Here is a 22,210-nt window from a genome sequence, read left to right as displayed (position 1 = left end):
AAATTTAATGTCACCCCGTTGAATATTAGGTTGAAAGCGTAGTATAGACTATCGACTTTTATTTCCCGAATCGGGAACTATCCACCTCTTTATGTTCTTTTGCTTTAAAATCTCCGAATTTATAGATAAAGGATAAGGAGACTCGTCTGGAATCCGGGATCATACACATATGTAAGTCTTGTGTTTTGTATTGAAGATTAAGATCCTTTGGAACCCATGAATTAAACATGTCGTTCACTTTCAAAGAGACCTCCGCTTTACCGTTGGGTGAGATCCATTTCAAGCCAGCATCTACGTTATACATACTGCTGATCGTCATTGGACCTTGAATGTTGCGGGTGATATAGGAGCCGGATACTTCCGCTTTGATAGTAGGCTTTGATGAGAGGTTGAACGTATTATTCAGTTCGGCATAGAATGCCAGATTATCTTTATTAAAGCTTATACCATGGTAGTTATCACATTTCATTTTGTCATAATAACCATTTAACGTTAATCTGGAATCGAGCACGGAACTGGTTTTGAACGGTATTATTACATTTAGACCCAGCTTGCTGGAATAGTTGAAATTCAGAGTCTTATAGATAAGAACTAGTCTCTCGGAGGATTGATAGGGAAGCTGGTTGAAATTATTGTCTATATAGTTTGCGTATAGCGTGAAAATGTATTTGTTTTTTAGGATGTAGTTCAATTGGGCAGAGTAGAGTCTGGACGGCCTTAAATCCGGGTTGCCTTGTATCTCGGTATATCCATTCAGATAAGATACCGTGTTCTGCATCTCCCAATAGCTGGGATAGGTCTTGTCTGAAGAAACGGATAATTGCAGGATATGGCTGGGATGGACTCGGTACGTGATTTCCATCATTGGGAATAAGCTCCAATAATCAATCTCCTTATGTTTGTAATACTCTCCGGTCAAAGAGGCGTTTACGGATAGGTTATCAGAGAAGCTTTTGGAAAAGCCGGTATATAAATCGTATACATATTCATCCAGTTTGCTGTAACTATTAGAGGCAGACCAATCGTGTTCGTGCAGTGAATGGTATACCTGAGAACTTTTGTCTGAGGCGAAGCTGAATTTTGTCCCATAGTTGAGTATCCAGCCTTTTCCTGATTTATGGCTTTGGTCTGCGTAGACGGAGAGCCTACGGATGTCTTGTTGTGATTTAGCGTTGAAAGCATCTTCTTTCCCGGGTTTCTTCTCTTGGTAATATTGTGTCGTATGATTGATGTAAGTGGTAAAATCAATCCCCGCATTAAGGCCGAACCCGGAGGTATAGTCGAGTGACAGATTATGCATTTGGATCGGTTTATCGGATTTCTTTCTGTTTTCGGAATCCGAATAGGTTCCTACGGAAGAGGTAAAAGGATGGGTCCATTGCTGGATCTCTGAGGTATAGGCGAAGCTTAGTTTGTTCTTATCGTTCAAGCGCCAATCATTACCAAGGCGTATGGTATGAATCGGAAGCCGGGTATGTCCCCTGTCGAATTGCTCGATCTTGTAGGTCTTGCCATCATATAAGTGATGTGACAAGATATCCTCACCTGTCCGTTCCCGGTGGTAGCCGAAGGAGTACATGAAATCAGTAGCGTGTTTAGGGGTGTTATAAACAAGGGTAGTACCGCCTTGGAAATTGGCGTAATACCCTTGGTTATAGAGGGCGTTGACTTGCCCTTGTAGTTTGGGTGTCTCGAAAGTATCACTTTTAAGGACCAGATTAATCACGGCCCCACGTACATGATATTGGGGTGGAGCGCTATACATGATCTCTGCTTCTTGAATACGTTCTTTGGGCATATTCTTAAGCAGATTCTCCAATTGGCTCTCACCCATATTGGTGGTCTTGCCATTGATGATAACCGTGACTCCATTTGTTCCGGCAAGTTGTATTTTTCCGCTTTGTTCCCGCACTCCCGGTAGTTCTAGGATTGCCTCGTAAGCGCTAGTGGCCATCTTGTCTTTTAACAAGTGTGGCATGCTGTAGGTTATTTTCCCATCGACAACCTTGGCTAAAGGACGCTCTCCGGTAACAGATACTTCCGAAAGCATCTGATTTTTCTCGTTCAGTTGTATATTGCCTATCGTAAGTGAATCATAAGTGCTTTGATACGTCTCATACAGCAAGTGCTGGACGGTTAAGAGGAAAGGTGATATATCCGCTTTGACACTAAAAGAACCTAAAGAGTCCGTATAGGTGGAGTTTACATATACGGAATCGTTCGTTTGTATAATCACGACCGCCAGTTCGATAGGATGGTTATTTAAGTCCGTAACCCTTCCCGCGATAACTTGTGCCTGTGCGAGTGTGGTAAATAATAACCCTAAAAAGATAATCCAACTTCTCATATCATCCTCGATTTAGTCAACATTCCTGTGTATATTTCGCAAATATACTTTTCATTAGGGAATCTACCTAATAAATTCTACTTTTAGGACTTAGGGATTAGGATATATTTGATAGCTTTGCGGATAAATGGGGACGTGCCCCTTTCTCAAATAGATGATAACAATAAAAGTAAATGATAATGAATGAAAAAATGAGTACTCCATTGGGTAGCGCTTTTCCCAAGGAACGGATTCGTTATGCGATGCTTTCTTTCTTTTTAGCGCAAGGTCTTTGCTTCTCTAGTTGGGCTAGCCGTATTCCGGACGTGAAGGATATTTTTGAGGTGAATTATGCTTTCTATTGGGGCTTGGTCTTATTCCTGATCCCAGTGGGTAAGTTTGTGGCGATCCCGTTAGCGGGTTATTTGGTATCGAAGTTGGGGAGTCGTATTATGGCGCAAGCCAGTGTGTTAGGATATGCCTTGGCCTTATTTGCGATCGGTACGGCACATAATATTTATCTGCTGGGTGTTTATTTGTTCTGTTTTGGCGTGTTCTGGAATCTATGCGATATATCCTTGAATACGCAAGGAATTGGTATCGAGCGACTCTATGGACGTACCATCATGGCCTCATTTCATGGAGGCTGGAGTTTAGCGGCTTGTTTAGGAGCTTTGATCGGGTTTATCATGATTGTATCCGGCGTCACTCCGTTCTGGCATTTTTCGTTGATCGCATTATTGATTGGAGTGACAGTTTTGGTAAGCCGGAAGTATTTGCAGGAAGACGTGGCGGTTGAGTCACCGGAGGAAGAGAAGGAAGCGGAGAAGAAAGAAGCCCCGGCTTTGTTGAGTTTTATCCGTAAGCCGGAAATGCTGTTGATCCAGTTGGGTATCGTCGGGCTGTTTGCCTTGGTGGTGGAAAGTGCGATGTTTGATTGGAGTGGACTTTACTTCGAATCGGTATTGCAGGTTCCTAAGTCCTTGCAGATTGGTTTCTTGGTCTTCATGATAATGATGACGGTAGGCCGTTTTCTCACGAACTCTGCCTATAGTGTTTTAGGAAAGCGGAAGGTGTTGCAATTGGCGGGTTTCTTTATTTTTGCAGGTTTCTTTATCTCAGCTTTGTTGGGGGGGATTTTCGAATCGATGACGGTAAAGGTGATCGTGAATTCCTTAGGCTTTATGTTGGTAGGCTTGGGTATCTCGTGTATGGTGCCTACTATTTATAGCTTGGTGGGCGCTAAATCGAAAACTCCGGTGGGAATCGCCTTGACGATCCTTTCCAGTATCAGCTTTATCGGCTCGTTGATCGCGCCTTTGTTGATCGGGGCGATCTCGCAGGCTTTCAATATGAAATACGCTTATATGGTGGTCGGCCTGTTAGGGCTTTGTATCTTGCTAATGACTACATTCTGCAAAGCATTTAGGGGGAATTGAAAATTGAGAATTGAGAATTGAAAGTTAGTTGCCCCCTTGATTTTCAATTCTCAATTCTCAATTTTCAATTACTCAGGCATTCGTTGTTCCGCTGTCTCTAAGCATCGCAACACATCTTCCTTGGTGCCGTTGAATGGGCCTATTCCTTCGATTTTTAATGTTGTCATAGCTGCCGCGAAACGTCCGGCTTCCTCTATGCTTGCGCCCTTTGCACGTTTATAGAGATATCCGGTCATATAAGTATCACCCGCTCCGGTAGCGTTCACTACTTCCTTCGGTATGTAGGCGGGGATTTTATGGAAAGTGGAACCGTCGTAAATCATAGATCCCATGCTTCCAAAAGTCAGCAATACCTCTTTCACGCCCCAATCATAAATAACTTTTCCTGCGTTCACGGCATCGGTATATCCGGTTAATACTTCCATCTCATGTTCGTTAGCCTTGAGGAAGTGCACGTGTTTAAGTACTTCTTTTTTCTCTGGCCAGTCCACGGCGAATACATCCTTGTCTCTCACTTCCCGTAGATACCCTTGCGAGTCAATGGACACTAAGCCTTTTCTCGCTAAATATCTTACCACTTCCAAAGAGAAATCATCGGCAAGCAAACTACCTAGGTGGAAGATCTTGGAGTCGATGTTCTCCAGATACTCCACGGTGAAAGGATCGGCTTTCGCCAATACACGTTGTGTACGGTTATCTTGGTTCTCTCCATAAATATTTTCGAAATAAACGGTGTGCTTACTTGGCATCACGGCAACGTCGATACCTTCGGCTCGTAGTTCCTCCACCGTTTTCATCTCAGATTCAGCCAAGGCTGTCACTAGAGTATAGTCAATATCATCGAAATGTTTTATCGCATGTGAGAAATAAAAAGATGTTCCTCCCGGCATATGGACGGTATTCTTAGGTGTCACTACCTTATCTAAGGTGATGTGTCCTACGCAGCAAAGTTCGTGTGTATTCATTTTTTACTCAGTTTATTATAAAGCGACAAATTTATGAAAAAAGAGTTCAAGTACATAGGATAGTCGTTATTTTGACCAATAAAAGCGTAAACAAGGAAAGTTTTTCCGATAGTATTTCTATCTCGTTGAGTCTTGCCGGCTTTATGCAAATGGCGGTGGGAATGCGATTGCATCTGAAAGTTGTCTGGATGATTAGTTTGGCCACCTTCTCGATCGTATTGCTAAAGTTGGTGATGGTGGATCTGTGTCTCTTGCCTACGATCGGGAAAGTGGTCGTCTTTATAATCTTGGGAGTTATCTTATTGGGGCTCTTCTTCTTGTATCAGAAGTTGAAAACCGCCTTGTTCGATGATAACTTATAGGATATCCGCTAGTTTCTCCAGCCCCATGCTATGAGAACCTTTGATCAAGATATGATAGCCCTTTAATGGCTGCCTCCGAAGCTCCTCCATCATAGCCTCTGTGGTAGCGAAGGGAGAGAACTCTTTGCCTACCTTAGAGAAATGCTCGCCGCAAAGGAACACCTTGTCGAACTGGCCTTTCTTGATCTGTTCGATAACTTCCGCATGTAATTCGTCGCTAGTAGGCCCAAGCTCGCGCATATCCCCAAGGATAATCGCTTTAGGCTGCACGGGCATGGCGATGAAGTTATCCAGAGCCACTTTCATGCTGCTCGGGTTTGCATTGTAAGCATCGATAATCAATGCGTTATTCTCGGTTTTCTTGAACTGGGAACGGTTATTGGTTGGCTCGTAAGCGGCGATAGCACGGCTGATACGCTCTGCCGGAATTTTGAAGAAGCGGCCTACGGCGACGGCGACCAATACATTATCTAGGTTATAACTACCGATCATATGTGTTTCGACGGTATGCCACTTTCCTTGTTGCTTCCAATTGAACACTAAGAAAGGATCGCAACTGACTATCTGTCCGGATGCGAAAGCGTCATCCCCGTTTCCATATGTGATTTGCTCAATGTCTTTGGCGATAGACTGAAGGTGCTCGTTCTCTTTCTTGATAAATATCTTGCCTTTGGAGCGACGGATATAATCATATAACTCCCCTTTTGTCCGGATCACACCCTCGAAAGAACCGAAGCCTTCCAGATGGGCACGGCCTACGTTTGTGATGATGCCATAGTTGGGATGGACGATATCCACTAATTCCTTGATGTCTCCCGGATGGCTGGCGCCCATCTCGATAACCGCCATCTCATGGTCATGCGTCAACCGGAGCAAGGTCAAGGGAACGCCAATATGATTATTGAAATTTCCTTCGGTATATAGTAAATTGAATTTCGTTGAGAGTACGGCAGCCAATAACTCTTTGGTCGTGGTCTTGCCATTCGTTCCGGTAATCCCGATGATCGGCAACCCCAGTACCTTGCGGTGATGGTGCGCTAATTGTTGCAAGGTCTTCAGCACGTTGTCAACAAGGATCGTACGTTCATCTGTATAATAATCGGGATTGTCTATGACGGCATAGACACAGCCGGATGCCAAGGCTTTTCCCGCATATTGATTTCCGTCGAATTTATCACCTTTTAAGGCGAAGAAGATAGAACCCTTCGGACAGTTCCGGCTATCTGTCGTTATTTGAGGGTTATGTATAAATAAATCATAGAGGTCGATAATACTCATGACTGTATCGCGTTAAATATTTATTCCTGTCTAATTCGGGGCAAATGTAGCAATTAAATAAAGAATGAAGAATCTAGAAGGAGATTTTAAGAGAGAAACCTGTATCTTTGCCGGAAATAAGGAAAGATCATGTTAGATAAAACGCTCAATATTAGAGGGACACTTACTTCTTTAGCGACACCGTTGGTGATGGGAATCTTGAATATTACCCCTGATTCTTTTTATGCGGGCAGCCGTAAACAGACCGAGACCGCTATCGAGGACCGTATCCGGGAAATCTTATCGGAGGGAGGGGATTGGATCGATATCGGTGGTTATTCATCCCGTCCGGATGCCGCGGAGGTTACTCCGGAAGAAGAGATGCGCCGTTTGGAGTTTGCCTTACATATATTAAATAAGCATTACCCGGATATCCCGGTATCCGTAGATACGTTTCGTGCGGGGATTGCCCGTCGTTGCGTAGAGGAGTACGGAGTGGCTGTCATTAACGATATCTCCGGCGGTGAGTTGGATGCGGATATGTTCCAAACCGTAGCGGATTTGAAGGTTCCTTATATCATGATGCATATGCGTGGGACTCCTCAGACTATGCAGCGGCATACCGATTACCCGGATATGATGGAGGAGATCATGTTGTACTTTTCCCGGAAGGTACGTCAGCTTCGGCTTTTAGGGGTGAATGATATCATCCTCGATCCCGGCTTTGGCTTTAGCAAGACATTGGAGCAGAATTACCAATTGATGAGCCATTTAAAGGAGTTTTCTATTTTTGAGTTGCCTTTATTAATTGGAGTCTCTCGTAAAAGCATGATTTATAAATTACTGGGTGGAACCCCTGCGGATAGCCTGAACGGAACGACCGTATTGAATACGTTCGCTCTCTTGAACGGTGCTAATATCCTCCGTGTGCATGACGTGCGGGAAGCAGTGGAAGCCATTCGCGTCATAGGTCAAATGACCAACAAATAATTTTCAAGTTTCAACTTTCAATTCTCAATTAACTATGTGGATGCATTTCGGTATAAAAGACTTGATTGACGTATTGCTGGTGGCTTTCTTCCTGTATCAGACCTATAAGTTGATGAAAAGCTCGGGCACATTGGCTATATTCAGTGGAGTCGTATCATTCATCGTCGTATGGATCTTGATCTCGCAGGTATTGGAAATGCGGTTGATGGGAGCCATCTTGGATAAGTTCATTAGCGTAGGTTTCGTAGTTTTGGTAATCCTCTTCCAAGATGAGATCCGTCGTTTCCTGTTGGCGTTAGGTTCGCACCGGGGCTGGAAATTCCTAGGGAAACTTTTTTCCAAGCGAGGAGGCGATCCGGAGAAAGAAGGAAAGTTTGTCGCCCCTGTTGTCTTGGCCTGTATGAATATGGCCCGGAAAAAGACGGGTGCCTTGATCGTGATCCAGCAAGATATGGACCTGGCTATCTATGAGCATACGGGTGAGATGTTCAACGCCGATGTAAATGCCCGCTTGATCGAGAATATATTCTTTAAGAACAGCCCGTTGCATGATGGTGCGATGATCATAGCCGATAACCGGATCAAGGCCGCCGGTTGTATCTTGCCGGTCGCCCAGAACGCTACCCTTCCCAAGGATATGGGATTGCGCCATCGTTCCGGGTTAGGGATGGCATTGGAGACAGATGCGCTGGTTATTATTGTCTCGGAGGAGAGAGGAAAGATCTCTGTGGCCCATAAAGGCAAGTTAAGTGTGAATGTGACAGCGGAAGAACTGCAACAAATACTCTCCGGGGAGCGGGAAGTGACGAATTATTGTTAAAAGATCTGAAACGGGTATCTCCACCAGTAATTCTTTTGTCTATTTTGTAAACTCTATATTGCATTATGCCTACTTTTGTAGCCAGATTACGAGTACAATTATTAAATAATATAAAATATCTTCCGTTATGGATTTAATGCAAGACATTATTGCGCGCGCTAAAGCAAACAAGCAGCGTATCGTTCTTCCCGAAGGTACCGAGGAAAGAACTCTTAAAGCTGCCGACCGATTACTGGCCGACGGTGTAGCAGACATTATCTTAATTGGAAACCCCGCTGAGATCAAGGAGTTGGCGGCTGGTTTTGGGTTGAACCACATCGGTGAGGCAACCCTTATCGATCCGAAAAATCATGAGAAGAAAGCCGCATACGCAGACTTACTTTTCCAACTTCGCCAAAAGAAGGGTATGACTCCCGAGAAGGCTGCGGTTCTAGTTGAAGATCCTTTGTTCTTGGCTTGTTTGATGATCAAGGCGGGTGACGCTGACGGTGAGATCGCTGGCGCTGAGAATACGACGGGTAATGTATTGCGTCCTGCTTTGCAAATTATCAAGACGGCTCCGGGCATGAAGTGTGTTTCCGGTGCGTTCCTTATGTTTACGCAGACTCCTCAATATGGGGATAATGGTATTTTGGTATTTGCTGATTGTGCGGTTATGCCAAACCCGAACGCGGAAGAGTTGGCCAGCATCGCTGTAGCTACCGCTGCTACGGCTCGTAATATCGTAGGCGTTGAGCCTCGTGTGGCTATGTTGAGCTTCTCTACGAAGGGTAGCGCTTCTCACGAGATGGTGGACAAGGTAGTGGAGGCTACTCGCTTGGCTAAGGAAATGGCTCCGGATTTGAAGATCGACGGAGAGTTGCAGGCCGACGCCGCTTTGGTTGAGGCTGTAGGTAGCAAGAAAGCTCCGGGTAGCGAGATCGCTGGTAAAGCGAATGTTTTGGTATTCCCGACTTTGGAGGTGGGTAATATCGCTTATAAGCTGGTTCAACGTTTGGGTGGCGCTGAGGCTGTCGGTCCTATCCTTCAAGGTATGGCCGCTCCGGTGAATGACTTGTCTCGCGGTTGTTCCGTAGACGATATTTATAAGATGGTAGCGATCGCTTGTAATCAATCCATCGGTTTGAAATCCGCAAAATAATAGATAATCCTAACGACTTAATAATATGAAGATTCTAGTATTGAACTGCGGTAGTAGTTCTATCAAATATAAGTTATTCGATATGACCTCCGGTGAGGTTATGGCTCAAGGTGGTATCGAGAAAATCGGTTTGCCGGGCGCGTTCCTGAAATTGACGGATAAGGAGGGCAAGAAGGTGGTTATCGAGAGAGAGATCCCCGGTCATCAACAAGGCATCGAGTTTATCCTAAGCGTATTGACCGACGCTACTTATGGCTGTATCAAGGACTATAAGGAGATCGACGCCGTTGGCCATCGTTTGGTACATGGTGGCGAGGAGTTCGCTTCTAGCGTATTGATCAATCAGGATGTAATCAATAAGGTAATCGAGTGCTCTGATTTGGCTCCGCTTCATAACCCGGCTAACTTAAAGGGTGTTCGGGCGATGGAGGCTTTGATCCCGGGTATTCCTCAAGTAGCGGTGTTTGATACGGCTTTCCACCAGACCATGCCGGATTATGCGTATATGTATGGTTTGCCTTACGAGATGTACAAGAAATATGGCGTACGTCGTTATGGCTTCCACGGAACCAGTCATCGTTATGTTTCCCGTCGTGCTTGCGAGATTTTAGGTGTTCCTTATGAGGATCAGAAGATTATCACGGCTCACGTAGGTAACGGTGGTTCTATTACCGCTATCAAGAATGGTAAGAGCGTGGATACTTCCATGGGTCTGACTCCGGTTGAGGGTCTGTTGATGGGTACTCGTTGCGGCGACGTGGATGCGGGTGCTTTGTCTTTCATCATGGATAAGGAAGGCATGGATGGTGCCGGTCTTTCCGACTTGATCAATAAGAGAAGTGGTGTTGCCGGTCTTTCCGGAATCTCTTCCGATATGCGTGAGATCGAGGCTGCCGTAGCTGCCGGAAATCCGCGTGCGATCATGACCATGAACGTATATAACTACCGCATCAAGAAATATATAGGTGCTTATGCCGCCGCTATGGGTGGTTGCGATATCTTGGTTTGGACCGGTGGTGTTGGCGAGAACCAATGGGCGACTCGTCGTGCGGTTTGTGAGAACATGGAATACATGGGCATGAAGATCGATGTTGAGAAGAACGAGGGTATGCGCGGCGAGGAGATGGTAATCAGCACTCCGGACAGTAAGGTGACTATCATCGTCGTTCCTACGGATGAGGAATTCATGATCGCTGCCGATACCTTGGAGATCTTAGATAGAAAGTAACCAGTAAAGTTTCATATAATTTTAGCTAATCCTCGCAGCTTACAAAACACGGGATTAGTGTTTAGATCGCCCCGACACCGGTTGGGGCGATCTTTTTTATTTATTGTTGTATACTATAAGATTAATTCCTAATTTTGTAAAAATGATTCATTATGAGGTCTGCGGCAGAATATAAAGAGATATTGGCTAGATTCAAGAAAGAGTTTGGTGCTCAGTTCGGGATTAAGGAACTAGGGATATTTGGTTCAGTGGCTAGAGGTGAACATAGGGAGGATAGTGACTTAGACGTATTTGTGTCATTAGAGAAAGTCGAGCCTTTTATTATCTTCGATCTAAAAGAGCTTTTGGAATCGTTGTGTAAATGTAAGGTGGATTTAGTCCGATTAAGAGACTCTTTACGGCCTGCACTAAAAAATAATATTCTTAAAGACGGAATCTATGTTTGATAAGAATCGAATTATAGACCGTTGCGAACAAGTTGTCGAGTCAATAGATTTGATACTTCATTGGAGTGAGGCTATCAATACTCCGGAAGAGTTTTTATTGTCTCCTGATAGTGTTTTGGTATTTGACGGATGTGTCATGCGTCTTCAAATTATAGGGGAGAGCATTAAAAAGATAGATGATCAAACAAATGGTGAACTATTGTTGAGTTTTCCAGATGTTCCTTGGCGAAAGATTATAGGACTAAGGAATATTATTTCACATGAATATTCTAGTATTGATGAGGCTATTATATTTGCGATTATCAAACAAAGTCTTCTTCCTTTGAAATCGAATGTCTTGCGAATTATCACAAGCCTTCAATAAATCATTACTTTTGCGGAATTACATATTAAATATATACAAAACATGGCTCAATACAAACGTATCTTATTAAAATTAAGCGGGGAGTCGCTGATGGGTGGTAAACAATATGGGATCGATGAGGTTCGCTTGAATGAATATGCGGCACAGATCAAGGAGATCGCCGAGATGGGCGTACAGATCGGTATCGTGATCGGTGGCGGTAATATTTTCCGTGGGTTGAGCGGCGCATCCAAAGGTTTCGATCGTGTAAAAGGAGACCAGATGGGTATGCTGGCGACGGTGATCAATAGCTTGGCGCTTAGCTCCGCTTTGGTCGCTCAAGGCGTGAAGGCGAAGGTACTGACGGCTATCCGTATGGAACCGATCGGCGAGTTCTATAATAAATGGCGTGCGATCGAGTTGCTGGAACAAGGCAACGTGGTAATCATGTCCGGCGGTACGGGTAATCCGTTCTTTACTACGGATACCGGATCTTCCTTGAGAGGTATCGAGATCGAGGCGGATGTCATGCTGAAAGGTACCCGTGTGGATGGTATTTACACCGCTGATCCGGAGAAAGATCCTACGGCTACCAAGTTCTCCGATATTACGTATGATGAGATCTATACCCGGGGCCTGAAGGTGATGGACTTGACCGCTACCACGATGTGTAAAGAGAACAACCTCCCGATCATCGTATTCGATATGGATACCAACGGCAACTTGAAGAAAGTGATGAGCGGAGAGAATATCGGGACGTTGGTACATAATTAATCTTATTTTTCGTAGCGTCTTAATTACTGCAACCAGCGTTGCAGTACAGCTGCACGCCGGTTGCAGTGCCACTGCACATGGGTTGCAGTAGTACTGCAAGGCGGGTTGCAGTACAGCTGCACTATGCACTTTGTCTATGAAGTATCTCCTTTTATTCTTAGGGTTAACCTTGATCGTCTTGTGTGGCTGCACAAGCTCGGGAAAACAGAAGAAGCACGTTATCGGCCTCTCCCAATGTATGCTGGACGATGCTTGGCGGCAAGCCATGATTAACGATATGCGTATCGAAGCCTCTAACTATGATGATGTGGAAATTGTTATAAAGGACGCGCAAAACAATAACGAGACACAAATACAACAAATACGAGACTTGATCCGCCAAAAGGTGGATGTCTTGATCATCTCCCCTTACCAATCCGAGCCGATTGCGGCAGTTGCCGAGGAAGCGTACCGTGCCGGAATACCGACGATCATTACAGATCGCAAGGTAAATACCGATCAATACACCTCTTTTGTCGGGGCGAACAATTATGAGATCGGATTGGCCGCAGGCAATTACGCCGCCCATTATCTGCCCCCGGACGCTATTATCCTGGAGATATGGGGACTGACGCAAACCTCCCCGGCGCAAGAGCGACATAAAGGTTTTGTCGATGCCTTGCGAGAAAGGGAGGATCTTTCTTTCCGTAAGATAGAAGGACAATGGCTGGTCGATACCGCCCGGATGGAGCTTCGGAAGTTAGAGCATCCCGGGCAGATCGATTTCGTTTACGCCCATAACGACATGATGGCCATAGCTGCCCGGGAATACTTCATGGCATGGGATTCCGTCAAAGGGCGGGATCTGCGGATTATCGGTGTGGATGCCGTGGCGGGTGCTGGTCTGGAAGCCGTGGAAGATGGACGGATCAACGCCTCTTTCCTCTATCCGACGGGAGGGGAGCAAGTGGTTCGCACGGCTATGCGTATCATACAAGGGGAGCCGGTGGATAAGTTTATCCCTCTTCGTACGGCTCCGGTAGATCATCAGTCTGCCCGCACCTTATTGCTACAAGCGGACCAACTCCAGCATTACAAGCAGCGTATCGAGGCGCAACGTTCCCGTATCGACGGTTTGTCCGGCCGGTTTTATTTCCTGCGAAACTCTTTAGGGGTGATCTCCTTATTGATGATCGGTTTTATCGCCCTTTCCATTTACGCCTTTTACATAAACCGGAAGATGAGGCAGGCGAATCGTAAGCTAATCTCCTTGAACGCGGAGATGAAAGAGGTGACAGCGCAGAAACTCCAATTCTTTACGAATGTCTCCCACGAGGTACGTACGCCTTTGACCTTGATTCTCGCCCCTTTGGATCGCTTGATTGTCTCGTTGCGGGAATCTCCTTACGCCTCGGATCTGCGGTTGATCCAGAAGAACGCCAACCGTTTGTTGCGTGTGATCAATCAGATATTGGATTTCCGGAAGGTGGAAGGCAAACAAGAGAAACTAGCGGTACGGGAAATCGATTTGGTTCCTTTCGTCGGCGAGATCAAATCTTATTTTGACAGTATGGCCTCGGTACGTGCGATCTCCTATACGTGTACTTCTTCGATAAAACAATGTACGCTATGGATCGATCCGGACTTATTGGAGAGGGTATTTTTCAATCTTCTCTCGAACGCTTTTAAGTTTACGCCGGAGGGAGGTAGCGTGCGGATAGAGCTGACGGAAGAGGGAGGCCGGGTCTTTATACGGGTTATCGATACGGGAAGTGGCATCCGTCCCGCTAACCTTCCGCATCTGTTTGACCGTTTCTATACGGAGGATCGGTCGATGGGAACCGGGATCGGATTACATTTGGTAAAGGAGTATATACATATGCACGGAGGGGAGATCCGTGTGGAGAGCGAGCCGGGACAAAGGACTACCTTTACGGTCTGCCTACGGAAAGGAAAGGCGCATTTCGAGGATAGCGACCTGATGGAAACGCCCGTATCCCATCAAGCCTACGAAGCCTCCCGGTTGGACGACTCGGAAACCAAGGAGATGCTTTCCAAGACCTATCCTTATACGATACTGATCACCGAGGATGACGATGAGGTCTGCGGCTTTTTGGAACGTGAGCTTAGCCTTCATTTCAAGATCCGGACGGCCGCGAACGGGAAAGATGCCTTGCGGGTATTGGAAGAGGAGGAGATATCATTGGTAGTAAGCGATGTGATGATGCCGGAGATGAATGGTTTCGAACTTTGCCGGACGATCAAGTCGCAACTTCCCTTTAGCCATATCCCGGTGATCTTATTGACCGCCTTGACCGATGAGCGTCAACGGATTTTCGGGATTACCGGCGGGGCGGACGATTATATACAGAAGCCTTTCCATACGGATTACGTGAAGATCAAGATTATCCACCTATTGCAAGAGCGCCGGAAATTACGGGAACGTTTGTTGGAGAAGCTGCGGGATAATAAGCTCCTTTTGTCCGAGCCGGAAAAGGTGGAGAGCATCGATGATGCCTTCTTGCGTAAGTTTGCGGAACAGATCGAGGCGGTTTATGCGGACCCCGAATATAATGTGGAGAAACTAAGCGAGACCTTGGGATTATCCCGGGGACACCTTCACCGGAAGATCAAGGAGCTTACCGGAACTGCCCCCGTCGAGTTCTTGCGTAGCTATCGCTTGAATAAGGCGACCCAGTTGTTGAGGCAGAACGCGTATACGGTGAGTGAGGTCGCTTACCGAACCGGTTTCTCCTCGCCCGCTTACTTCTCTAAATGTTTCAAGGCGGTCTACGGGGTTACGCCTACCGAGTATCAATAACATTTGTACGATCTTTATCACAAATGTCATATCTCCTCATCTTTAGGGCATAAGTGTTTTTCTATCCGGAAGAATCCTATTAATTTTGGCGGAAAATCAAACAGTATTATCCTTTAATCCGTTCGTTTATGAAACAACAAACAAAGAGACTTCTTAAGAGTTTATGCATGGCTGTCGGTGTCGTTCTATTAAGTGCTGTCGATCCGTTGGCCGGATATGCGGCAGAACGTACTATAGATATAAAGCATCTGGGCGAAGGACAAAGCATTGTCTGTGTGGATGCGCGAGCCAAGTATTTGTTGCTTCCGGTCGAGGAGTCCTCGCCGGAATCCAAGTTATATATGATTGTCGATAATGACGTGGTACGGACTTTTAATGTTCGTTTGGCGGTGAATAAGGTGGATTATTTCGTTCCGATAGATCTATCAGGGTATGCGGATAAGCATATCTCCTTCAACTTCCAGCTTGCCCCAGAATCGGCTCTTTGCTGGAAAGAGATGAAGCTATCCGATCAGTTTGATTCGTCTAACCGGGAGAAATTCCGTCCGGCCTATCATTTCTCGCCGGCTTGGGGATGGATGAATGATCCGAACGGCATGGTATACAAGGATGGTGAGTATCATTTGTTCTATCAATACAATCCGTATGGCTCGATGTGGGGGAATATGCATTGGGGGCATGCGATCAGCAAGGACTTGATTCATTGGGAGCATCAACCGGTGGCGATCGCTCCGGATGCTTTGGGTACGATCTTCAGCGGTAGCTGTGTGGTGGATAAGGATAATACCGCCGGTTTTGGCGCTGGCGCTATCGTGGCTTTCTATACCTCGGCCAGCGACCGGCAAGTGCAGAGTATGGCCTATAGCTTGGACAACGGCCGGACGTTCAGGAAATATGGCAGGAATCCGATCCTTACTTCTACGCAACGTGATTTCCGTGACCCGAAAGTCTTCTGGCATAAGGAATCCAATAAATGGATCATGGTGCTCGCCGTAGGGCAGGAGATGCAACTCTATTCTTCTCCCAATTTGAAGGACTGGACGTATGAGAGCAGTTTCGGGGAAGGGCAAGGAGCGCATGCGGGCGTTTGGGAATGCCCGGACTTGATCGAGCTTCCGGTGAAGGGTACGGAATTGAAGAAGTGGGTCTTGATCTGTAATATCAATCCCGGCGGTCCGTTTGGCGGCTCCGCTACCCAATATTTCGTAGGTACGTTCGATGGGAAACAGTTCGTGAATGAATCCCCTGCCTTGACCAAATGGATGGATTACGGCAAGGATCATTACGCTACGGTAACTTGGAGTAACGCTCCGGAGGACCGGAAGATCGCCTTGGCTTGGATGAGCAATTGGGAATATGCGAATAACGTGCCGACCTTGCAATACCGGAGCGCGAACTCGGTTCCTCGCGACTTGGCTCTTTATACGAAAAACGGACAGACGTATTTGAGCAGTACCCCGTCTCCCGAAATGTTGAAATTGAGAGGTAAAGCCCAGAAGAAAGGAACCTTCAAGGTAGACCGTTCCCATGAGGTCAATCCGATACTTTCCGATCATACGGGAACCTATGAGATCGAGATCAAGTTTAAGAATAACGGAGCCGATATCATGAGCTTCCAGTTGTTTAACTCGAAAGGCGAGGAAGTGGAGATGCATTATAATCTTCTGGATAATACGTTCACGATGGATCGCCGTAACAGCGGGGCTACGGATTTTAGCAAGACATTCGCCACGGCTACCTCGGCCCCGATCTCCGCCGCTAAGGAATATACCTTACGTTTGTTGGTAGACAATTGTAGCATAGAGGCCTTCGACGGGAATGGAGAGTTTGTCATGACCAACCTAGTCTTCCCGGAAGAGCCGTATAATCGCATTAGCTTCAATGCGAAGGGAGGAGCGTTCACGGTTACGTCATTAACCATTTATCCCTTCAAATAATTAAAAACAAAATATATCGTGGAAAAGAGTAAACCTGTAGTAGTAGGCATTGGTGAATTATTGTGGGATGTTTTCCCGGATGTGAAGAAAGCCGGTGGAGCTCCGATTAACTTTGTGTATCACGCTACCCAATTGGGAGCGGAAGGTTATGCGATCAGTGCCGTGGGCAACGACGTGTTCGGAACCGAGATTATTCAGGAATTAGATAAGAACGGTATCGATAGTAATTATATCAGTACGGTGGAATATCCGACCGGAAGCGTGATGGTAGAGCTAAAGAATGGCATCCCTGCCTATACGATCATCGAAGGTGTGGCATGGGATCATATCCCGCTTACCCAAGCGTCTATCGACCTGATGAAACGTGCGGACGCCGTATGCTTCGGAACGTTGGCGCAACGTGCTACGGAATCTCGTGAGACGCTTCGTACCTTGCTTTCTTATATGCCTAGTCATGCCTTGCGCTTTTTCGATATCAATATCCGTCAGCATTTCTATTCGAAGGAGCTGATCGAATCGTTGCTCGAATTGGCGAACGTATTCAAGATCAATGATGAGGAATTGGAAATGCTTCGCCCGATGTTTGGCCTGGAAGGTACGATAGAGGATATGTGTCGCTGGTTCATGCAGAAATATGGTTTGCGCTATTTGGTACTTACGGCCGGGGCGGAGTATAGTACGATCTTTTCCGAGGAGGAGGTCTCTACGATTCCTACCCCGAAGGTGCAGGTGGTAGATACGGTAGGCGCCGGCGATTCTTTCTCCGGGGCGTTTATCTCTTCGATCTTAACCGGAAAACCTTTACGTGAGGCGCATGAGAAAGCGGTAAAAGTAGCCGCTTATGTTTGTACGCAGAGTGGCGCATGGCCTGCTTACCCTAAAGATTTATAAGCCATGAGCGAGAAGACTTCATCCTTGAATTTGATTCCCGTGATGTTGGCGTTCTTCGCCATGGGATTCGTGGACTTAGTGGGTATCGCCTCTAATTACCTGAAAGCGGATTTAGGCCTGAGTGATTCGGAGGCGAATATCTTCCCGTCGCTCGTGTTCTTCTGGTTCTTGATCTTCTCCGTCCCGACGGGGATGTTGATGAACCGTATCGGGCGGAAGAAGACCGTGCTATTGAGCTTGATCGTGACCTTCCTTTCGCTGGTGATCCCGATCTTCGACGACGCCTATATGGTCATGTTGATATCCTTCTCCCTGCTGGGTATCGGTAACGCTTTGATGCAGACCTCCTTGAACCCGTTATTGTCGAATATCGTAAGCGGGGATAAGCTAGCTAGTTCCTTGACGTTTGGCCAGTTCGTGAAGGCGATCGCCTCTTTCTTGGCTCCTTATATCGCCATGTGGGGCGCTACCCAAGCGATACCGTCGATGGGACTCGGTTGGCGTGTCCTTTTCCCGGTCTATATGGTGATCGCCGTGATCGCTATCCTGCTATTGGGAACTACCTCTATCCGTGAGACCAAAGAGGAGGGGCGGCCCTCTACCTTTGGCGAATGTCTGGCTTTGCTGGGCAAGCCTTTTATCCTGCTTTGCTTTATCGGTATCATGTGCCATGTGGGGATCGATGTGGGGACGAATACGACCGCCCCGAAGATCTTGATGGAACGTCTGGGTATGACTTTGGCTGATGCCGGTTTCGCCACGAGCCTCTATTTCATCTTCCGTACGGCGGGGTGCTTCTCCGGGGCTTTCATCTTGCGGAAGGTCTCTCCGAAAGGATTCTTTGCCTTTAGTGTTTTCTTGATGTTATTGGCGATGACCGGTCTGCTGTTCTTCCATTCGAAAGAGATCATCTATGCTTGTATCGCCTTGATCGGCTTTGGAAACTCGAATGTCTTTTCCATTATTTTCGCCCAAGCCCTGCTTTCTATGCCGAACAAACAGAATGAGGTGTCCGGTTTGATGATCATGGGATTGTTCGGTGGCACGATCTTCCCGATCTTTATGGGAGTGGCATCCGATATGTTGGCTTCTCAAGCAGGGGCAATACTGGTGTTGTGCGTGGGCGTAGCCTACTTACTATTCTTTACGCCTAAGTTAAGTAAACGATAATAGATACGGATATATTTTTTGTCGGATCTATATGATTTCTTCGTTCGCCGCCGCCGAATGATCGTTCGTTGCCACTGAATATATATTCGCCACCGCCGAACGATCATTCGGCAGTGGCGAATTGAGAATAGATCCGTATGTGCGGATCTATTTATGGAGTCTTGTGAATCTTTTCTTCGGTAGTATTTTAATTATATGCTTGCGGAGTTAGAAATCTTTATTACTTTTGTTAATTAAAAGATTCGCAAACAAAAAACGTATATTTATGATAGATACGAAACAATTGATCAAAGCAGGGGAAGAGAAGATGACGTTCGCCATTGAGTATCTGGACGAGCAATTGTCTCACATTCGGGCTGGTAAGGCTAATCCGAAAATCCTCGATTGTGTGAAGGTAATGTATTATGGGGCGCCTGTTCCTCTTACGAACGTGGCAACGGTGACGGTTCCGGACGCGCGAACGATCATGATCACTCCGTGGGAAAAGAAGATCATCCGCGATATCGAGAAAGGTATTCTGGATTCCGAGCTAGGTATCACGCCGGAGAATAACGGTGAGGTGATCCGTTTAGGTATTCCTCCGTTGACCGAGGAACGTCGCCGCCAATTGGTGAAACAATGTAAACAGGAGGCTGAGAACGCGAAGATCAGCGTTCGTAACGCTCGCCGTGACGCGATCGACGCTTTGAAGAAAAGTATCAAGTCTGATGGGGTTCCCGAGGACGTAGAGAAAGACGCCGAGGCAGAGGTTCAGAAAATCCATGATAAGTTCATCAAAAAGATCGATGACCTTTACGCCGCTAAAGAAAAAGAAGTAATGACCGTTTAAATAATTGAGAATTGAGAATTGGAAATGAAGGAACTCGATTGGGCCCTTATTCCAATTCTCAATTCTCAATTCTCAATTCTCATGAGGGGACTGGTAATAAAAAACACAGGTAGTTGGTATACGGTCCGTACGGAGGACGGGCGAGATATAGAGAGTAAGATCAAGGGGAACTTTCGTCTGAAAGACATAAAGAGTACCAATCCGGTTGCGGTAGGAGACCGTGTCGTAATCGATATAAATAAAGAAGGAACCGCTTTTATCACAGAGATCGAGGAGCGTAAGAATTATATCATCCGTCGTGCCTCTAACTTATCGAAGCAAGCGCATATTATCGCCGCGAATTTGGATCAGGCGATGCTGATCGTTACGGTGAATTATCCTATAACAACAACGATATTTATCGATCGCTTCTTGGCGACCGCCGAGGCTTATCGTGTCCCTGTTAAATTGGTTTTCAATAAGATTGATCGTTATAATAATGAGGATCAAAGGGCGTTGGAGTATTTAATCGAGTTGTATACCTCGATTGGCTATCCCTGTTCGACGCTATGTGCCCGGACCGAGGAAGGTTTGGATGCCTTGAAAACGGATCTAAAAGATAAGATTACGCTTTTGTCCGGCCATTCGGGTGTCGGAAAATCCACGATTATCAATAAGCTGGTGCCGGGTGTGAATCTCCGTACCGGTGATATCTCCGAATATCATAACAAAGGAATGCATACGACCACCTTTTCCGAGATGATTCCTCTTCCCGAAGGCGGCTATTTAATCGATACTCCGGGTATTAAAGGATTTGGAACGATCGAGATGGCAGACGCTGAGATCTCCCATTATTTCCGGGAGTTGTTTGAATACTCGGAGGAATGTCGTTTCAATAACTGCACGCACCGTCATGAACCGGGATGCGCCGTCATTCAGGCTGTTAACGATGGGCTAATCAGCGAGTCCCGCTATAAAAGCTATCTAAGCATCTTGGATGATCGCATGGAAAGCAAGTACCGGGAAGAATTCTAGCAGATTATTACAGCATCAAACGGCCGGCAGGCTCATACCGGTGATTTTCCGGTATAGATCGAGCGCATATACATCGGTCATGCCAGAGATGTAATCGAGTACGCATTGTATCTTGCCATATGTAGTAGGAGCGTTCGTGTCATATTGCTCCGGTATCCGTTGTAAGAGCAGTTTGCTGTAGGCATGCTCTTGGTTCATCACGGCCTCGGTCAGGCTGTCGATCAGATGGCTGAAAATGTGATAACCGGCTAATTCAATGTCGAGCACTTCCTTTGCCTTATATATTTTCTTGTATGCCGTAGCCGAGCAATTGGCGTAAGCCTGTTTGGCCTGATCGCATATGTTACTGATTAACGGAGTGCTGTAGGTGCCGTTGAGGATGCTTTCCTCGTTCTCTAGAAAGACACGGGAACATTCATCCACTAATAGCCCGATAATACAAGAGCGCAGATAGGCGATTTGCTCATTGGTGTCGTCTACCATATGCATGACCTTGCGGATATGCTCCAACCGTTCTCCTTCGAAAAATCCCAATAATAGTTGTATAGCCTCTTCGGTGGTCAGGATATGCAGTTTGCAAGCATCTTCTATATCCATTATTTGATAACAGATATCGTCTGCCGCCTCTACTAAGTAAACTAACGGGTAACGAAGAAATTTGTCCGGGGCTTCCGGGCTATGTCCGATCCCTAGCTCTTGGGCGATTTGCAGATAGCTTCCCTCTTCCGATTGGAAAAAGCCGAATTTGCCTTTCTTCCCGGAGTAGATGGATGCGTAAGGATATTTGATGATAGAGGCTAATGTGCTATACGTTAAAGCAAAACCTCCTTTCCTGCGTCCGATGAACTGGTGGGTCAGCAAACGCATGGCGTTTGCGTTTCCTTCAAAATGAACGAAGTCTTCCCAGCGTCCTCCTTCCTTCCGTACTTTCTCTTCTAGTTTCCGCCCATTCCCTTCGGAGAAATAAGCGGATATCGCCCTCTCTCCGGAATGCCCGAATGGAGGGTTCCCCATATCATGGGCAAGACAAGCGGCTGAAACGATGGAACCGATCTCCGGGAAGTTGATACTGCCGTCCGGATATTTTTGTGTAAGTCCTTTCGCTACGTTATTTCCCAACGAACGTCCTACGCATGATACTTCCAGGCTATGTGTAAGTCGGTTATGCACAAAAATACTTCCCGGCAATGGGAACACCTGTGTCTTGTTTTGTAATCTTCGGAAAGGGGATGAGAAAATCAAACGATCATAATCTCGTTGGAAATCAGTCCTCTCATGTTTCCTCTCGTGATACTCTTCCATTCCGAAACGCTTGCCGGATAATAGCTGGGTCCAGTTCATAGTCAATACATTAATATATATATATACCGCAAATGTAGAGATAATCTATGCAAATCATTGAATATTTGTGGAAGAAATTAGAGTTAATAGTTAATTTCCTGGCTGAATTGTTTTCGAAGCTTGTAAATAAAGCTGTA

19 protein-coding genes are annotated in these 22,210 nt (G+C 46.2%); 15 read left to right on the top strand and 4 right to left on the bottom strand.

Annotated features, from left to right (window positions below; translation table 11 throughout):
• Positions 1 to 58: 58 nt before the first annotated feature.
• The gene (locus E5342_RS09315; RefSeq protein ID WP_135959257.1) at positions 59 to 2,347 is read right to left on the bottom strand and encodes an outer membrane beta-barrel protein; all 2,289 of its coding nucleotides are present in this window, start codon (positions 2,345 to 2,347) and stop codon (positions 59 to 61) included.
• Positions 2,348 to 2,526: 179 nt separating this feature from the next.
• Here E5342_RS09315 and E5342_RS09310 point away from each other — a divergent pair, with 179 nt between their 5' ends.
• Positions 2,527 to 3,765, top strand: coding sequence for an MFS transporter (locus E5342_RS09310; protein ID WP_121735176.1), 1,239 nt, complete (start codon positions 2,527 to 2,529; stop codon positions 3,763 to 3,765).
• Between the two features lie 68 nt (positions 3,766 to 3,833).
• On the opposite strand, the gene E5342_RS09305 is transcribed toward E5342_RS09310, so the two are convergent.
• Complete coding sequence (locus E5342_RS09305; RefSeq protein ID WP_135959256.1) at positions 3,834 to 4,730, bottom strand: PfkB family carbohydrate kinase; 897 nt, start codon at positions 4,728 to 4,730, stop codon at positions 3,834 to 3,836.
• Between E5342_RS09305 and E5342_RS09300 the strand changes: the two genes are divergently transcribed.
• Positions 4,721 to 5,092, top strand: a complete 372-nt coding sequence (locus E5342_RS09300) for a DUF2339 domain-containing protein (RefSeq protein ID WP_432707217.1) — start codon at positions 4,721 to 4,723, stop codon at positions 5,090 to 5,092. The two genes, E5342_RS09305 and E5342_RS09300, sit on opposite strands and share 10 nt — an antisense overlap.
• On the opposite strand, the gene E5342_RS09295 is transcribed toward E5342_RS09300, so the two are convergent.
• Complete coding sequence (locus E5342_RS09295; protein WP_121735101.1) at positions 5,087 to 6,370, bottom strand: UDP-N-acetylmuramoyl-tripeptide--D-alanyl-D-alanine ligase; 1,284 nt, start codon at positions 6,368 to 6,370, stop codon at positions 5,087 to 5,089. The genes E5342_RS09300 and E5342_RS09295 overlap by 6 nt on opposite strands.
• A gap of 129 nt (positions 6,371 to 6,499) precedes the next feature.
• On the opposite strand from E5342_RS09295, the gene folP reads away from it, so the two are divergent.
• The 13 genes from folP (at position 6,500) to rsgA (ending at position 20,732) form a co-directional block, all read left to right on the top strand.
• A complete protein-coding gene (gene folP, locus E5342_RS09290) occupies positions 6,500 to 7,339 on the top strand; it encodes a dihydropteroate synthase (RefSeq protein WP_121735102.1) in 840 nt (279 codons plus the stop codon).
• A gap of 34 nt (positions 7,340 to 7,373) precedes the next feature.
• A complete protein-coding gene (cdaA, locus tag E5342_RS09285; RefSeq protein WP_121735103.1) occupies positions 7,374 to 8,159 on the top strand; it encodes a diadenylate cyclase CdaA in 786 nt (261 codons plus the stop codon).
• A gap of 127 nt (positions 8,160 to 8,286) precedes the next feature.
• Positions 8,287 to 9,300, top strand: a complete 1,014-nt coding sequence (pta, locus tag E5342_RS09280; protein WP_121735104.1) for a phosphate acetyltransferase — start codon at positions 8,287 to 8,289, stop codon at positions 9,298 to 9,300.
• 25 nt (positions 9,301 to 9,325) lie between these two features.
• Entirely contained in the window at positions 9,326 to 10,528 is a 1,203-nt protein-coding gene (locus E5342_RS09275; RefSeq protein ID WP_121735105.1) for an acetate/propionate family kinase, read from the top strand.
• Positions 10,529 to 10,680: 152 nt separating this feature from the next.
• A complete protein-coding gene (locus tag E5342_RS09270; RefSeq protein ID WP_005867359.1) occupies positions 10,681 to 10,974 on the top strand; it encodes a nucleotidyltransferase family protein in 294 nt (97 codons plus the stop codon).
• Entirely contained in the window at positions 10,967 to 11,338 is a 372-nt protein-coding gene (locus tag E5342_RS09265; protein ID WP_005867361.1) for a HepT-like ribonuclease domain-containing protein, read from the top strand. Before E5342_RS09270 ends, E5342_RS09265 begins: the two co-directional genes overlap by 8 nt.
• A 42-nt stretch (positions 11,339 to 11,380) precedes the next feature.
• Entirely contained in the window at positions 11,381 to 12,091 is a 711-nt protein-coding gene (gene pyrH, locus E5342_RS09260) for a UMP kinase (RefSeq protein WP_005867363.1), read from the top strand.
• Between the two features lie 136 nt (positions 12,092 to 12,227).
• Positions 12,228 to 14,891 (top strand): hybrid sensor histidine kinase/response regulator transcription factor, encoded by a 2,664-nt coding sequence (locus tag E5342_RS09255; protein WP_121735107.1) that lies wholly within the window; start codon positions 12,228 to 12,230, stop codon positions 14,889 to 14,891.
• A 128-nt stretch (positions 14,892 to 15,019) separates the two neighbouring features.
• Positions 15,020 to 16,828, top strand: a complete 1,809-nt coding sequence (locus tag E5342_RS09250) for a DUF4980 domain-containing protein (RefSeq protein WP_121735108.1) — start codon at positions 15,020 to 15,022, stop codon at positions 16,826 to 16,828.
• An 18-nt stretch (positions 16,829 to 16,846) separates the two neighbouring features.
• Positions 16,847 to 17,719, top strand: a complete 873-nt coding sequence (locus tag E5342_RS09245; protein WP_121735109.1) for a carbohydrate kinase family protein — start codon at positions 16,847 to 16,849, stop codon at positions 17,717 to 17,719.
• 3 nt (positions 17,720 to 17,722) lie between these two features.
• The gene (locus tag E5342_RS09240; RefSeq protein WP_135959255.1) at positions 17,723 to 18,889 is read left to right on the top strand and encodes an MFS transporter; all 1,167 of its coding nucleotides are present in this window, start codon (positions 17,723 to 17,725) and stop codon (positions 18,887 to 18,889) included.
• 265 nt (positions 18,890 to 19,154) lie between these two features.
• Entirely contained in the window at positions 19,155 to 19,718 is a 564-nt protein-coding gene (gene frr / locus E5342_RS09235; protein WP_121735111.1) for a ribosome recycling factor, read from the top strand.
• 81 nt (positions 19,719 to 19,799) lie between these two features.
• Complete coding sequence (rsgA, locus tag E5342_RS09230; RefSeq protein WP_121735177.1) at positions 19,800 to 20,732, top strand: ribosome small subunit-dependent GTPase A; 933 nt, start codon at positions 19,800 to 19,802, stop codon at positions 20,730 to 20,732.
• A 15-nt stretch (positions 20,733 to 20,747) separates the two neighbouring features.
• Here the strand turns inward: rsgA and dgt are convergent, their stop codons facing one another.
• A complete protein-coding gene (gene dgt / locus E5342_RS09225; protein ID WP_121735112.1) occupies positions 20,748 to 22,073 on the bottom strand; it encodes a dGTP triphosphohydrolase in 1,326 nt (441 codons plus the stop codon).
• Positions 22,074 to 22,210 lie beyond the last annotated feature (137 nt).

It is taken from the genome of Parabacteroides distasonis, assembly GCF_004793765.1.
GTDB classification, from domain to species: domain Bacteria; phylum Bacteroidota; class Bacteroidia; order Bacteroidales; family Tannerellaceae; genus Parabacteroides; species Parabacteroides distasonis_A.
The sequence above is the reverse complement of the archived record's forward strand: the minus strand, read 5'-3'. Positions and strand labels throughout refer to the sequence as shown.

Coding starts and splice junctions, on each gene's coding strand:
- E5342_RS09315 (WP_135959257.1), bottom strand. CDS start 2,347: ATGAGAAGTTGGATTATCTTTTTAGGGTTATTATTTACCACACTCGCA.
- E5342_RS09310 (WP_121735176.1), top strand. CDS start 2,527: ATGAATGAAAAAATGAGTACTCCATTGGGTAGCGCTTTTCCCAAGGAA.
- E5342_RS09305 (WP_135959256.1), bottom strand. CDS start 4,730: ATGAATACACACGAACTTTGCTGCGTAGGACACATCACCTTAGATAAG.
- E5342_RS09295 (WP_121735101.1), bottom strand. CDS start 6,370: ATGAGTATTATCGACCTCTATGATTTATTTATACATAACCCTCAAATA.
- folP (WP_121735102.1), top strand. CDS start 6,500: ATGTTAGATAAAACGCTCAATATTAGAGGGACACTTACTTCTTTAGCG.
- cdaA (WP_121735103.1), top strand. CDS start 7,374: ATGTGGATGCATTTCGGTATAAAAGACTTGATTGACGTATTGCTGGTG.
- pta (WP_121735104.1), top strand. CDS start 8,287: ATGGATTTAATGCAAGACATTATTGCGCGCGCTAAAGCAAACAAGCAG.
- E5342_RS09275 (WP_121735105.1), top strand. CDS start 9,326: ATGAAGATTCTAGTATTGAACTGCGGTAGTAGTTCTATCAAATATAAG.
- E5342_RS09270 (WP_005867359.1), top strand. CDS start 10,681: ATGAGGTCTGCGGCAGAATATAAAGAGATATTGGCTAGATTCAAGAAA.
- E5342_RS09265 (WP_005867361.1), top strand. CDS start 10,967: ATGTTTGATAAGAATCGAATTATAGACCGTTGCGAACAAGTTGTCGAG.
- pyrH (WP_005867363.1), top strand. CDS start 11,381: ATGGCTCAATACAAACGTATCTTATTAAAATTAAGCGGGGAGTCGCTG.
- E5342_RS09255 (WP_121735107.1), top strand. CDS start 12,228: ATGAAGTATCTCCTTTTATTCTTAGGGTTAACCTTGATCGTCTTGTGT.
- E5342_RS09250 (WP_121735108.1), top strand. CDS start 15,020: ATGAAACAACAAACAAAGAGACTTCTTAAGAGTTTATGCATGGCTGTC.
- E5342_RS09240 (WP_135959255.1), top strand. CDS start 17,723: ATGAGCGAGAAGACTTCATCCTTGAATTTGATTCCCGTGATGTTGGCG.
- frr (WP_121735111.1), top strand. CDS start 19,155: ATGATAGATACGAAACAATTGATCAAAGCAGGGGAAGAGAAGATGACG.
- rsgA (WP_121735177.1), top strand. CDS start 19,800: ATGAGGGGACTGGTAATAAAAAACACAGGTAGTTGGTATACGGTCCGT.
- dgt (WP_121735112.1), bottom strand. CDS start 22,073: ATGAACTGGACCCAGCTATTATCCGGCAAGCGTTTCGGAATGGAAGAG.